We start from the raw sequence: 12,430 nt of genomic DNA on the forward strand, positions 1-12,430 counted from the left end.
GCAGGAAGCTAACTGCCTGCCGCATCGGCAATTAGGGTTTGGACTGTTTCTTCCTCGTCCACTAACTCCGTGTCAATACCAAAATCGTAGGGACCACACCAGAGCACCGGTTCTTCTTCAAAGTTTTCGATGATGGGAGGAGAAGCCGTTTGCCATTCTAGAGTTAGGGCTCGCCAAGGATTACGGGCCGCTTTTTCCCCTTTAAACAAACTCCAAAAGACATTAATCACAAAGGGAATGGTGGAAGCAGCTAAAACGTAGGCTCCGATGGTGCTCAACACGTTTAGCGGCTGAAATTCAACATCGTAGAGGGCAATGCGGCGGTTCATGCCCATTAGACCCAGTTCATGCATGGGCATAAAGGTCAAATTCATGCCAATAAAAGTGAGAATGAAGTGGAGACGCCCCAGGGGTTCATTGACCATGCGGCCAGTCATTTTAGGGAACCAGTGATAAACCCCAGAAAACAGGGCAAAGGCACTGCCACCAAAGAGCACGTAATGGAAGTGGCCCACCACAAAATAGGTGTCGTGGACATGAATATCGAAGGGAACAGATGCCACCATTACCCCGGTTAGCCCGCCAATCATGAAGCTAGACAGAAAGCCAAAGGCAAACAGCATGGCGGAATTGAGTTGGATTTTTCCTCCCCAGAGGGTGCCGCACCAACTAAAAATTTTGATTCCCGTGGGCACAGCAATCAACATGGTGGTGGCCATGAAGAACATCCGCAACCAACCGGGGGTGCCACTGGTAAACATGTGGTGGGCCCAAACAATCAAGCCCAAAAAGCTGATGGCCAAACTCGAATAGGCGATTGCCCGGTAGCCAAAGATGGGTTTGCGGGCATGGACAGGGATGACCTCAGAAATGACGCCAAAAAAGGGCAAAATCATGATGTAGACTGCCGGATGGGAGTAAAACCAGAATAAGTGCTGGTAAACCACCGGGTCTCCTCCCCCCACTGGGTTAAAGAAACTAGTGCCGGCAATGAGGTCAAAGGAAAGCAGAATCAACGCCGATGCCAACACCGGGGTGGAAAGCAAAATTAGGGAAGAAGTGGCCAGCATTGCCCAGCAAAACAGGGGCATACTGTGCAAATCCATGTCCTTAATGCGCATTTTTAAAATGGTGGTGACAAAATTAATTGCCCCCAAGATGGAGGAGGTCCCTACCAAAAGCAGACTCAAAATCCAGAGTTCCTCTCCCCATTTGCCACTGAGCAAACTTAAAGGGGGATAGGAAGTCCAACCGGCCTGGGGTGCCCCGACAAAAAAGCTGGAGATGAGTAAAATGCCCCCCGGCGGAGTGAGCCAAAAAGCGACGGCATTTAAGCGAGGAAACGCCATATCCTCTGTGCCCACCATTAGGGGAATGAGATAGTTGGCAAAGGCAGCCCCGGCCGGCACAATCCAGAGAAAGATCATGATCGTGCCGTGGAGGGTCATCAGTTGGTTATACATTTCCGGCTGGACAAAGTCCGGGGAGGGAGTGGCTAATTCCGTCCGCATGGCTTCCGCAAAAGAACCACCGATGAAAAAGAAAAGAAAGGATGTAACCAGGTATTGAATGCCAATCACCTTATGGTCAACGCAAAAGGTAAAATAATCCGTCCATTTGCGGCGGGGATGATTAGCCGTTAGATTCTCAGCGGCAGTAGTCATAAAAAGTTTTCTACTAGATTTGTCAAAATTTACAGAGTATTAGGGCAAAACTGACCAGTCATACCAAAGGTTAGTACTCCAGCCAAATCAAAGCAGATCTTTGACCGGAGAGACTTGATCCTTCAACTGGGCCAATCCCTTGGTTTCCACTCCCATTTCCTTCACATAGGGGGCCAAGTATTCTTCGGGAGTCATGGCGGTGGTTGCTTTAGGCAATGTCATTGCCATCGATTCCGTCGGAGCCGGAGCATTGGCCGCTACCCAGTCGTCATACTCTTCGGGGGTATGGGCGTAGAAAACCGATTTCATGCCTCCATGGTAAGCACCACACAACTCGGCACAGATCACCGGATACCGTCCAGGGGTACTGGCATTAAACACCAAAGTACTGCCCCGCCCGGGAATCACATCCTGTTTTAATCGCAATTGGGGAACCCAAAAGGCATGGATCACATCCCCCGCTTCCATATTCAATTGCACCGGGCGATCGATGGGGGCGTGCAGTTCCCCGGAAATAATTCCAGTCTCGGGATAGGTGAAAATCCAGGCATACTGAATGCCCTTAACGTCCACCATCAGGGGTTTGACTCCTTGTTCTTCGCTATCCAAACCAATACCCAGGGCCACATCTCCGTCCCCAGACATAGCCACCATATTACCCATACTCCCCATATGTCCCATGTGGTTATGGGCCATCTGCTGACCGGCATTATCCCTAGAAATGGTTGGATCCAATCCGCCCAGGTTGTTGTACACCTCAAAGCTATACACTGCCAAGGTAAAAACAATTACCGTAGGAATGGCAGTCCAGAGAATTTCCAGGGGCACATTACCTTCAATTGGAGGGCCATCGGTTTGGTCGCCCTTGCGACGGCGAAAGCGGATCAGGCAGTAAACCAAGACCCCTTCCACCAAAAGGAATAATCCCGTGGCAATGGTCATCATGTAATTAAAAATGCCATCCACTTCTTCCGCATCGGCGGAGGCGGCAACGGGCATCAGACCATGATTCTGTCCGTACCATAAGCTAACAACTGTGACCACAACACCGATGAGAAGGGTTATGACACTACCGGGAATTTTCACAGCAAACCTCTATCTCTCGGAAAACAACAAAAATTACAATTCCCTACAGGGTAAAGCAATTCTCCAGACCGGGGTCAAGCTCCAGCCAAATTCTTCAGAGTTCTTTAACAATCTTGTCGTCTGTTTTGTCAACCCGAGCGCTATAGTAAATTTAGCCTGTAGAAAATTATAGGGTTCCACTGATGAGCCAATGACACTCAAACTTTTGGTTAGCTGTTTTAGTAGTCCTGACTCTCCCAGAATTTCTTCTGGGGTTTGATGTTCTTCGAGCAGCTCGTCTAGTAAGCTATCGACGCGATTTGGTTCTTGTTTTTTGCGTACCATAAGGGGTTTCCTCGTTTTGCTTGGATTCTAATCCCCTTACACAAAATTCTGTTCAGTCCCCAATGAGTGGCTCAATATAACGTAAAAGTTCCGGCAAATTTTTCTTGATAACAGTCCAAACCTCATCAATATCAACCTCGTTGTAATCGTGGGTAATGATATCTCGCATTCCGGCTATTTGTTTCCATGGTATTTCGGAGTGTCTATCCCGAAAATCTAATGAAAGTCGCTTTGTTGCTTCGCCTATGATGGTAATACGTCGTAGAATGGCATCTTGTTTTTCAATATTTATCGAAAAGTCTTCAAAGTCTATATTTTTTGTATAAAAAAGAACAAGTTTAGTGGATTCTGCTATGTCTATTAATGCTTCTTGATCACGCAACATAAATCACCTCAGCGGAATCGAGGATATTTTTACGTCTAAGCCAATTATGACTTTTTTCAATAGCATTTTTGCTAACTAAGTCAACATTACGATTCAGTAAAGATGATAACTCTTCTTGCATTTGTATCTTTTCAAAAAATCCCCGTTTAGCAGTAGGTAGATAGGAAATAAGCATATCAATGTCACTTTTAGAATTAAAGTCACTTCGTAAAACTGAGCCAAAAAGTGCCAGTTCAGCAATCTGCCATCGCTGGCAAAATTCAACCAGTTGCTGTGAGTTAATTCCCAGCCGCGATTCAAGTTTAGGACTTAGTTGTAGTATTGCCATAACGCAGTCTAGCTCGTTAGCTTACCCTTTACAATAATTGCCTATATTATGCTAGTAACACCATGATAAACCTTGAAATTTTTCGTTTGTCTACCGGAGACAATATCAAAACTATACGATGAATACCTTTAGCTATTGATTTGAACACAACGGCGATCGCCAAATTTTGTGAACAGTATCATATTTACATTATTACGAACATCTCAAAAAAATGGTTACTGAAATGCGAGTCAAATAATCTTTGTTATAAAAAACGAACTAGCTAGATTTTTTGAGTATCATAGGCGGTTGAGCTTACCAATGGGCTATTCCCCCAAAGCTCCGTGCGATAATGGATAACTGCCCAGCGCCCAAGTGAAAACCATGCCAGTGCCCGTCGAAACCTTGATTAATGCCGAGATCCATAAGCCCGCCCGGTATCTAGGCAACGAATTGGGGACAGTGCATAAGGAATGGGACAGTGCCACGGTGCGCTGGGTGTTGACCTATCCTGAAGTTTACGAGCTGGGGGCTTCTAACCTGGGGCATATTTTGCTCTACAACATCATCAATGCCCAACCCAGGCAATTGTGCGATCGCACCTATCTCCCTGCTGCCGACCTGGCAATAAAACTGAGGGAGACTAATACCCCTTTATTCGCTCTAGAATCCCGCCGTTATCTGCCAGAATTTGACATTTTAGGGTTTAGCCTGAGCTATGAGTTGGGGGCCACCAATATCTTAGAAATGTTGCAATTGGCCCAAATTCCCCTCACTTGGCAAGAAAGAAAAGACGGGGATTATCCCTTGGTTTTTGCTGGGGGTCAGACTGCCACCTCCAATCCCGAACCCTACGCCGACTTTTTCGATTTCCTGGCCCTGGGGGATGGGGAAGAATTATTGCCAGAAATTGGTTTGGTGTTCGAAGAAGGCAAACTGCAAGGACTAAGCAAGGAAGATTTATTGCTTGATTTAGCCCAAGTGCCGGGGGTTTATGTGCCCCGTTTTTATGACATGGCTGATGATGGTTCTGTGCATCCCCATCGGGAAGATGTGCCCAAACGCATTATGCGCCGGGTGGCCACCCCCATTCCCGCCTACTCCATTGGTTTAGTGCCACTTATTGAAACGGTTCACGATCGCCTAACGGTGGAAATTCGTCGGGGTTGTACCAGGGGGTGTCGTTTTTGTCAGCCAGGGATGTTGACCCGTCCGGCCAGGGATGTGGAACCAGAAGCGGTGATTGATGCCATTGAAACCGGCATTCGGCAAACGGGCTATAACGAATTTTCTTTGCTTTCCCTCAGTTGTTCCGATTATTTGGCCTTGCCGGCGGTGGGATTGGAAATTAGAAATCGCCTCAAAAATGAAAACATTGCCCTCACTTTACCCAGCCAGAGGGTAGACCGCTTTGATGAAAACATCGCCAATATTCTTGGTGGTACCAGACAGGGGAGTTTAACTTTTGCTCCGGAAGCAGGTACCCAAAGATTACGGGATGTTATTAATAAAGGCTTGACTAACGAAGAATTATTGCGGGGCATTAAAACGGCGGTGGAACAGGGTTGGGATAAGGTCAAACTTTATTTCATGATTGGCCTGCCGGGGGAAACCGATGTGGACGTGTTGGGCATTGTGGAAACGGTGCAATGGTTGCGCCAGGAATGTCGTTTACCCCAACGTCGAACTTTAAATTTCAATCTGACCATTTCCAATTTCACCCCTAAACCCCACACCCCTTTCCAATGGCACTCTGTTTCCACCAGTGAGTTTCGCCGCAAGCAGGATTTATTGCGACAGGCTTTTAAAGGGATGAGGGGAGTGAAAGTAAACTATACCGATGTCCGCATTTCCGCCATGGAAGATTTCGTCGGCCGGGGCGATCGCCGTTTGGGGCAAGTGGTGCGTCGGGCCTGGGAATTGGGGGCGGGCATGGATGCCTGGTGGGAAAGTTTGGACAAAGCCTATGGGGCCTGGGCCCAGGCGATCGATGAAGCGGACTTAACCTGGAAATATCGCCTCGTAGAAGATGGGGAGTGGAATATTTTCCATGGTGATACCCCCGATGAAAACGTTTATGATGCCCCCCTACCCTGGGATCACCTTGATACGGGCATTGATAAAACCTGGCTCAAAAATGACCTATTCAAGGCCCTGGAAGCGGCCACCGTCCCGGACTGTTCCTTTGATGGTTGTTCCCATTGCGGTGTTTGTGGAGTGGATTTTGGCCATAACATTATTGCCCCAGTGCCCCCCATTCCGGTTTTTGATGGGGACTTTAAACCCAACACTGACCGAGTACAGCGATTGAGGGTCTGGTTTGGTAAACAAAATTCCATGGCTTTAGTTAGTCACCTCGACTTAGTGCGACTGTTTGACCGGGCCATGCGTCGTACTGGTTTACCCATTGCCTTTACCGGGGGATTTCATCCAGGGCCCCGCATTTCCATTGCCAATGCCTTACCGTTAGGTTCCAGCAGTAGTGGGGAAATTGTCGATTTTGACCTCGCCGAAAGACTGGATCCCCATGAATTTCGCCAACGATTAGCCGCTGTTTTACCAGCAGATTTACCCCTTTATCGGGTTTTGGAAGTGGATCTTAAGGCTCCAGGAGCAACCCAATCCTTAATCCAAGCTAGTTATCGGGTGCAACTAATAACTGAAGACCCGGTGACATTGACTCAATGGCAAGCCTGGACGGAAGAGATTCTAGTCCGAAAGGAAATCTTGTGGGAAAAAACTACCAAACGAGGCAAAAAAGTAAACCTTAATTTACGGGAACAGTTACTTGATTTGTCTCTGCTTGAAATGACACCAGAGGGCATCACTGTGGATTACACCGGAACCTGCCGTAATGATGGCACCCAGTTGCAACCCCGCAATTTAGCCTATTTGTTTGAGCAAGTGAGTGGAGTTAATATTCAACTAGGTCAGATTCATCGCCTGGGGTTAATTGTGGACAGTGACAAGTAATTTACTATTAATTTTTCGAGGAGCATTTTAACCTTATAAATTTATTTGTTCTAAAACATATAGCCGATAAGGTAGTGGATTATTTTTGGACTCACTAAAAATAGAAATATATTTATTGATGATATTTTCTATGCCGTCTTTTAATGACTTTAATTTTTCTGGGATTAAATATTTACACAAAGTTTTTTTTGCTCTTTAGATATTCAGTTTATTATTTTCTTTGCTTAATTCCTCAATTTTATATACAAGCAGTATCAGAAAATAACAAATAAATAAATTTTCTTTGTTGACAAAAAAATACTCAGAAAAATCTTTATGAATTGAATGAACTTCTCCGCTGCAAGCAACGGGGTATCACTGCGCTTCACTTCACACACTTCGTGGTTCAGTTACGCTTTACAATGCCATTCGGACATCGTTTTCATTTGTAGTTGCAGCAAGCTGCGGGGTATGTATCCCAAAAATTAAGATCAATTCTATTGGACTAATTAATTTTGATTAATAGGGTAAAGAAAAATTGTTGGCTATTGTAGTCTGCAAAGGATGGAATATAAACTATCCGTAAATTTATTGGACTATCAAAGTCGGTTTGCACAAACGGCAACATAAACGGAAGTACCGGACTTCCCGATAGCTCCTGGAGTTGTGTGGTATAAAGCAACCCCATGGCAGAGCCAATTTGAATCGGACTAGCAAAAATATTTCTTCTTAAACTAAGACCCGCATATGCCGACGGATAGCCGAAATCTGAATCTCTAAAAACATTAAACTCTACACTAACTACGGAATTTTCAACAAAAATATTTAAGAATCCGTAGCTAGGATTAATAATTTCAAAATCGTAGGCGGCCCCAATACCAAAGGGGAAGTTATTGACATCCGGTTCTGTATAATCTACGTGCCAAGAAATAGGGGAAAGGGTCAAATATTTATCGGTTAAATGCCAAACGTTGACAGGGGAAGAAGTGTCGATGTTGGGAGAGTTAACATTCTCCTCTCCTTTTAGAAACGGTATTTGTTGGTAAGTTGGCGACGATAAGTCTAGATTTGCCCTAGGGCTAGGAACAACAACAGAGGGACCAATGGTGCTTTCATTGACTAAAATAAATTTGGTCAAAGATTCTAGGCTTGGACTTTTTATCTCGACCTTTTCAAAACTGGTTTCCAGCTCCACAATACTTTCAGTGTATTGTAAATTATCGATGTCGGTTAAATTTTTTCTGCTACTTTGTAAATGCTCCACAGTTGAATCAATAGATAGATTATCAATCTTTTTGACTGAAGAATTGACAAAAAATACATCAGCTAGGATTTTATCTTGACCGTAAGCTAAATCAGGCTGCAATAGCAGAAAAATTAAACTAAAAAACGTATGTTTTATCACTACTTTCTTCCCATTAATCAAAAATATTATTTCTCTGTGGGTTTAATTTAATTGAAGGCACCCCCATGCACCGTTAAAGATGTGAAGGTCCGGGGATCAAGATGCAAACTATTTAATTTTGTTGCTGGTGACTAGTTGGTAACCTGTTTTTGGTCAGCGCCAAATACCCTATAGCAATCCTCGATGAAATCTGAAAACTCAATGCTTACTTGACAGATGACTGACCTCCATATTTTTTCAAAGATCACCCAGAATTGCCAGAATCACGGGCAATTAAGTTAGTTACTGTTCATTTGTTAAATACTAGACTAGACGACCAATATCTTCGTTGGAACCGAGGAGGACTAGAATCATCCCCCGTTGCAATCGTTCCTGGGGAGGGGGGTTGATTTTAAATTTTTCTTCATAGCCCACTGCCAAAACGCTGACCCCATGGTTTTTCCGCAGTTGCAGTTCGGCCAAAGTTTTATCACAAAATTCTTCAGGAACTAGAATTTCGACAATGCTGTTGTTGGGATCTAATTTGAAGCGGTCAACGATCGCCGGAGTGGTCAAAGTATAGGCTAAGTCCTGGCCGGCCTTATGCTCTGGAAAGATAATTAAATCTACGCCTAGGCGCTTAAGAATTTTTTCGTGGGTCTCGGAAGAAACCTTAGCTACGACAGATTTTACGCCCCCTTCCTTGAGATTAAGACAGGTAATGATGCTTTCTTTGAGGTAATTACCGATCGCCACAATCACCGTTTCAATTTCAAAAATGCCGGCCTCCCGCAGGGCTGTGTCATCGGTGGAATCGAGACTAATGGCGTTGCCCACCACCCGATCAGCCAACACTTCCGCCACCAATTTGGGGTCCTGGTCAATGCCCAACACCTCATAGCCATTGACGTGGAGGGTTTCACACACGGCCCGACCAAACCGACCCAGGCCGATCACCGCAAATTGCCGTTTTTCCTGGCGAATTAAACTGAGAAAATGACTAGTTTTCATTAATTTTGTTCTAAATTGAGCGGCATTATACCAAACCCAACAGGGCCACCATGAGGGCTTTTTGGGCGTGCATCCGGTTTTCTGCTTGGTCCCACAGTCGAGATTGGGGTCCTTCCATCACAGCATCAGTAATTTCTTCCCCCCGGTGGGCCGGCAAACAGTGGAGCACAATGGCTTCGGGATCAGCCAGGGCAAGGAGTTCCTGGTTAATTTGGTAGGGCTGGAAAATGGGAATGCGGCTGTCGGCCAAATCTTCCTGACCCATGCTGGCCCAGACGTCGGTGTAGAGAATATGACTTCCCTGGGCGGCGGCTTTGGGATCGTCGGTTAGTTCCACTTTGCCTCCTGGGGCGGCAATTTGTTGGGCTTGTTGGATAATTTCCGCCAAGGGTTCATAGTTTTTGGGGGTAGCTACCCGCACTGTCATTCCCATCATCACCCCCCCCAGAATCAGGGAATGGGCTACATTGTTGCCATCCCCCAGGTAGGTCACTGTTAGGCCAGCCAACTTACCAAAGCATTCTTTGATAGTTTGCAGATCGGCCAAAATTTGACAGGGATGTTCTAGATCACTCAAAGCATTGATGATGGGCATTTTGGCATGGTCGGCAAAGGTTTGTAGATCTGTTTGTTTGAAGGTCCGCACCGCCAGGATATCAATGTAGCGGTCTAATACCCTTGCCGTATCCTGAATCGGTTCCCCTCGGCCCACTTGGGTCACGCTGGGGTTTAAATCCAATACTTGCCCTCCCAGTTGGTACATAGCAGCCGTGAAGGAAACCCTGGTGCGGGTGGAGGCTTTGTAGAACAGTAAACCAAGGATTTTCTGACAGTGGGGCTTGAGCACACCGGACTTAAGATCCGCCGCCAACTGCAAGAGTGATTTCATTTCCTCGATGGTCAAATCGGCGATCGCCAATAGATCTCTGCCTGCCAACGCCTTAATGCCCATAGCCCTGATCCCTGGTTCCCCAATGTGGTGGTCAAATTAACATCGAAATGATCGACTTAATTAAGCATTATTTTGCCATACTCCGCTGTTGACCCTTGGTAGATCGCCATGATGTCAGGGATTAGTGATTTTGCTTTTCCAGATAGGCCCGATAGCCCAGTTGCTCCAGTTGGGTTTGCTTATCTAAGACCATGGTTTCTAAACTTTGACGATATTCTTGTACTTTTTCCAACAACACGGGATTATGGCTGGCGAGAATTTGCACCGCTAACAGCCCGGCATTTTGGGCATTGCCGATCGCCACGGTGGCCACGGGAATCCCCCCCGGCATTTGCACAATGGAATAGAGGGAATCCACTCCCTGTAGGGTTTTAGTCTGCACTGGCACACCTACCACTGGCAAAGGCGTGAGGGCCGCCACCATACCCGGTAGATGGGCTGCTCCCCCCGCCCCGGCAATAATTACTTTCAAGCCCCGTTGATGGGCAGTTTTGGCATACTCCACCATTTTTTCTGGGGTACGATGGGCAGAAACAATGGCCACTTCCGTGGGTATGGCAAATTGTTCACAAATGGCGATCGCCGCTGCCATGGTGGGGAGATCGGAATCGCTTCCCATGATGATACCGACCAGGGGAGAGGGGGAAGTCATAAATTAAATTGAGATGACGAAGATGGAGGTTTGACTTTAAACTGAGGCTAACCGCTAATAGCGTATCGGAAAATCTTCAAGATCCCAAGGAAAGATTTTTATGTCAGTGAACAGCATCCATCTGGTGGGAAGGGCCGGCCGTGACCCTGAAGTTAAATATTTTGAGTCCGGTAATGTAGTCTGCAACTTCACCCTGGCGGTAAATCGACGCACAAGCAAAAAGGATGAACCCCCCGATTGGTTTGACCTCGAAATTTGGGGTAAAACTGCTGAAATAGCCGGTAACTACGTCAAAAAGGGCAGTTTGATTGGTATCCAAGGATCATTAAAATTTGACCATTGGGAAGATCGGAACTCCGGTACCCCCCGTTCCAAACCGGTAATCCGGGTCAATAATTTGGATTTACTAGGCTCCAAGCGGGACAACGCTGAAGCCACCATGAATAATTACCCCGACGAGTTCTAGTCATCGGACCCATTAACCCCATTGGTAAACTGCGGCGATCGCCATTGCCAGACGAGCTTTTGCATCCCTTACCCATGCCAGAAACCCATGGAAGTCTTTGACCCCACTCCTCCCCCTTGGGTTGAGGATACTGTTCATGCCAGGGGTTTTTGTTGTCCCCAATGTCAGGCTGGCCCCCGCCAGGCCCTCAGGGCATGGATCAATCGGCGATCGCCAGTGTTGGGGGATGATCGACGGCGCAAATGGCAGGAATTTTACCAGTGTGAATGTGGTCAGGGTTGGTGGGCCTGGAGCAGTGACCGTCCCCCTTCCCCCCAATAGTCCTTTAATCTTTTCTATGGTTGCCCAAACCCCATCTTCCCAGCCCCTTTGGTTAACAATCATTTACCTGTTGCGCTGGCACAAACCCGCTGGCCGACTGATTTTAATGATTCCAGCCCTGTGGGCAGTGTGTTTAGCGGCCCAAGGTCTGCCGCCCCTACCTTTGTTGGGTGTCATCGCCTTGGGAACCCTGGCCACCAGTGGTTTAGGCTGTGTGGTCAATGACCTGTGGGACCGGGACATTGACCCCCAGGTGGAACGCACCAAGCAACGCCCGTTAGCGGCCCGCACCCTCTCCGTACAGGTGGGCATTGGGGTGGGATTAGTGGCCTTGCTGTGTGCGGCAGGACTAGCTTTTTACCTCACTCCCCTCAGTTTTTGGCTCTGTGTGGCGGCGGTGCCGGTCATTCTTGCTTACCCGGGTGCGAAAAGAGTTTTCCCGGTGCCCCAGTTAGTGCTGTCCATCGCTTGGGGCTTTGCTGTACTGATTAGTTGGAGTGCGGTCACAGGGGATTTGACCAATGCCACCTGGGTACTCTGGGGGGCCACCGTGTTTTGGACCCTCGGTTTTGACACCGTTTACGCCATGGCAGATCGGGAAGATGATCGCCGCATTGGCGTTAATTCCAGTGCCCTCTTTTTTGGTCAGTACGTCGGAGAAGCGGTGGGGATATTTTTTGCCCTCACCATTGGCTGTCTATTTTATTTGGGCATGATTCTAATGCTCAATCCCCTCTATTGGCTCAGTTTGGCGATCGCCATTGTGGGTTGGGTAATCCAATACATCCAACTCAGTGCCCCCACGCCGGAACCAAAACTATACGGTCAAATTTTTGGACAAAACGTCATCATTGGCTTTGTGTTACTAGCTGGAATGTTATTGGGCTGGCTTTGACCTGTAACTATGCGCCAATCCCTTTCCCACT

Annotated in this window: 12 protein-coding genes and 1 pseudogene; 4 read left to right on the forward strand and 9 right to left on the reverse strand. The window is 47.0% G+C overall.

What is annotated here, in order from left to right; genetic code table 11:
- Window positions 1–8: 8 nt before the first annotated feature.
- The 5 genes and pseudogenes from ctaD to IQ217_RS04730 form a co-directional block, all read right to left on the reverse strand.
- Window positions 9–1,664, reverse strand: a complete 1,656-nt coding sequence (gene ctaD, locus IQ217_RS04710; RefSeq protein ID WP_190599773.1) for a cytochrome c oxidase subunit I — start codon at window positions 1,662–1,664, stop codon at window positions 9–11.
- 87 nt (window positions 1,665–1,751) lie between these two features.
- A complete protein-coding gene (locus tag IQ217_RS04715) occupies window positions 1,752–2,750 on the reverse strand; it encodes a cytochrome c oxidase subunit II transmembrane domain-containing protein (RefSeq protein WP_194019096.1) in 999 nt (332 codons plus the stop codon).
- A 198-nt stretch (window positions 2,751–2,948) separates the two neighbouring features.
- Window positions 2,949–3,074 (reverse strand): annotated as a pseudogene (locus IQ217_RS18805) (IS256 family transposase); the annotation flags it as partial.
- A 52-nt stretch (window positions 3,075–3,126) separates the two neighbouring features.
- Window positions 3,127–3,459 (reverse strand): HepT-like ribonuclease domain-containing protein, encoded by a 333-nt coding sequence (locus IQ217_RS04725; RefSeq protein WP_194019098.1) that lies wholly within the window; start codon window positions 3,457–3,459, stop codon window positions 3,127–3,129.
- The gene (locus tag IQ217_RS04730) at window positions 3,449–3,787 is read right to left on the reverse strand and encodes a nucleotidyltransferase family protein (protein WP_194019099.1); all 339 of its coding nucleotides are present in this window, start codon (window positions 3,785–3,787) and stop codon (window positions 3,449–3,451) included. The genes IQ217_RS04725 and IQ217_RS04730 overlap by 11 nt, the downstream gene beginning before the upstream one ends.
- 363 nt (window positions 3,788–4,150) lie before the next feature.
- Here IQ217_RS04730 and IQ217_RS04735 point away from each other — a divergent pair, with 363 nt between their 5' ends.
- Window positions 4,151–6,739, forward strand: a complete 2,589-nt coding sequence (locus tag IQ217_RS04735) for a TIGR03960 family B12-binding radical SAM protein (protein WP_194019100.1) — start codon at window positions 4,151–4,153, stop codon at window positions 6,737–6,739.
- Between the two features lie 484 nt (window positions 6,740–7,223).
- Here IQ217_RS04735 and IQ217_RS04740 read toward each other — a convergent pair whose 3' ends face one another.
- From IQ217_RS04740 to purE, 4 genes are all read right to left on the reverse strand, one after another.
- On the reverse strand, window positions 7,224–8,144 hold the full coding sequence (locus IQ217_RS04740) for a hypothetical protein (protein WP_199309494.1): 921 nt from the start codon (window positions 8,142–8,144) through the stop codon (window positions 7,224–7,226).
- A 282-nt stretch (window positions 8,145–8,426) separates the two neighbouring features.
- Window positions 8,427–9,113, reverse strand: coding sequence for a potassium channel family protein (locus tag IQ217_RS04745; RefSeq protein WP_190595470.1), 687 nt, complete (start codon window positions 9,111–9,113; stop codon window positions 8,427–8,429).
- A gap of 25 nt (window positions 9,114–9,138) precedes the next feature.
- Window positions 9,139–10,065, reverse strand: a complete 927-nt coding sequence (gene argF, locus IQ217_RS04750; protein WP_194019101.1) for an ornithine carbamoyltransferase — start codon at window positions 10,063–10,065, stop codon at window positions 9,139–9,141.
- A gap of 121 nt (window positions 10,066–10,186) precedes the next feature.
- Window positions 10,187–10,717 (reverse strand): 5-(carboxyamino)imidazole ribonucleotide mutase, encoded by a 531-nt coding sequence (gene purE / locus IQ217_RS04755; protein ID WP_194019102.1) that lies wholly within the window; start codon window positions 10,715–10,717, stop codon window positions 10,187–10,189.
- A gap of 100 nt (window positions 10,718–10,817) precedes the next feature.
- Here purE and IQ217_RS04760 point away from each other — a divergent pair, with 100 nt between their 5' ends.
- The 3 genes from IQ217_RS04760 to IQ217_RS04770 all read left to right on the forward strand — a co-directional run bounded on the left by IQ217_RS04760 (window position 10,818) and on the right by IQ217_RS04770 (window position 12,399).
- Window positions 10,818–11,183: a single-stranded DNA-binding protein gene (locus IQ217_RS04760; RefSeq protein ID WP_190595473.1), complete on the forward strand. Its 366-nt coding sequence runs from the start codon at window positions 10,818–10,820 to the stop codon at window positions 11,181–11,183.
- 87 nt (window positions 11,184–11,270) lie between these two features.
- Window positions 11,271–11,504, forward strand: a complete 234-nt coding sequence (locus IQ217_RS04765) for a hypothetical protein (RefSeq protein ID WP_190595474.1) — start codon at window positions 11,271–11,273, stop codon at window positions 11,502–11,504.
- 16 nt (window positions 11,505–11,520) lie between these two features.
- On the forward strand, window positions 11,521–12,399 hold the full coding sequence (locus IQ217_RS04770; RefSeq protein ID WP_194019103.1) for a 4-hydroxybenzoate solanesyltransferase: 879 nt from the start codon (window positions 11,521–11,523) through the stop codon (window positions 12,397–12,399).
- Window positions 12,400–12,430: the final 31 nt, after the last annotated feature.

Source organism: Synechocystis salina LEGE 00031, from assembly GCF_015207985.1.
In the GTDB taxonomy this organism is placed as follows: domain Bacteria; phylum Cyanobacteriota; class Cyanobacteriia; order Cyanobacteriales; family Microcystaceae; genus Synechocystis; species Synechocystis salina.

What these genes read in the sequence shown, in the direction of transcription:
- ctaD (WP_190599773.1), bottom strand. Translation starts at nt 1,664, where the DNA reads ATGACTACTGCCGCTGAGAATCTAACGGCTAATCATCCCCGCCGCAAA.
- IQ217_RS04725 (WP_194019098.1), bottom strand. Translation starts at nt 3,459, where the DNA reads ATGTTGCGTGATCAAGAAGCATTAATAGACATAGCAGAATCCACTAAA.
- IQ217_RS04730 (WP_194019099.1), bottom strand. Translation starts at nt 3,787, where the DNA reads ATGGCAATACTACAACTAAGTCCTAAACTTGAATCGCGGCTGGGAATT.
- IQ217_RS04735 (WP_194019100.1), top strand. Translation starts at nt 4,151, where the DNA reads ATGCCAGTGCCCGTCGAAACCTTGATTAATGCCGAGATCCATAAGCCC.
- IQ217_RS04745 (WP_190595470.1), bottom strand. Translation starts at nt 9,113, where the DNA reads ATGAAAACTAGTCATTTTCTCAGTTTAATTCGCCAGGAAAAACGGCAA.
- argF (WP_194019101.1), bottom strand. Translation starts at nt 10,065, where the DNA reads ATGGGCATTAAGGCGTTGGCAGGCAGAGATCTATTGGCGATCGCCGAT.
- purE (WP_194019102.1), bottom strand. Translation starts at nt 10,717, where the DNA reads ATGACTTCCCCCTCTCCCCTGGTCGGTATCATCATGGGAAGCGATTCC.
- IQ217_RS04760 (WP_190595473.1), top strand. Translation starts at nt 10,818, where the DNA reads ATGTCAGTGAACAGCATCCATCTGGTGGGAAGGGCCGGCCGTGACCCT.
- IQ217_RS04765 (WP_190595474.1), top strand. Translation starts at nt 11,271, where the DNA reads ATGGAAGTCTTTGACCCCACTCCTCCCCCTTGGGTTGAGGATACTGTT.
- IQ217_RS04770 (WP_194019103.1), top strand. Translation starts at nt 11,521, where the DNA reads ATGGTTGCCCAAACCCCATCTTCCCAGCCCCTTTGGTTAACAATCATT.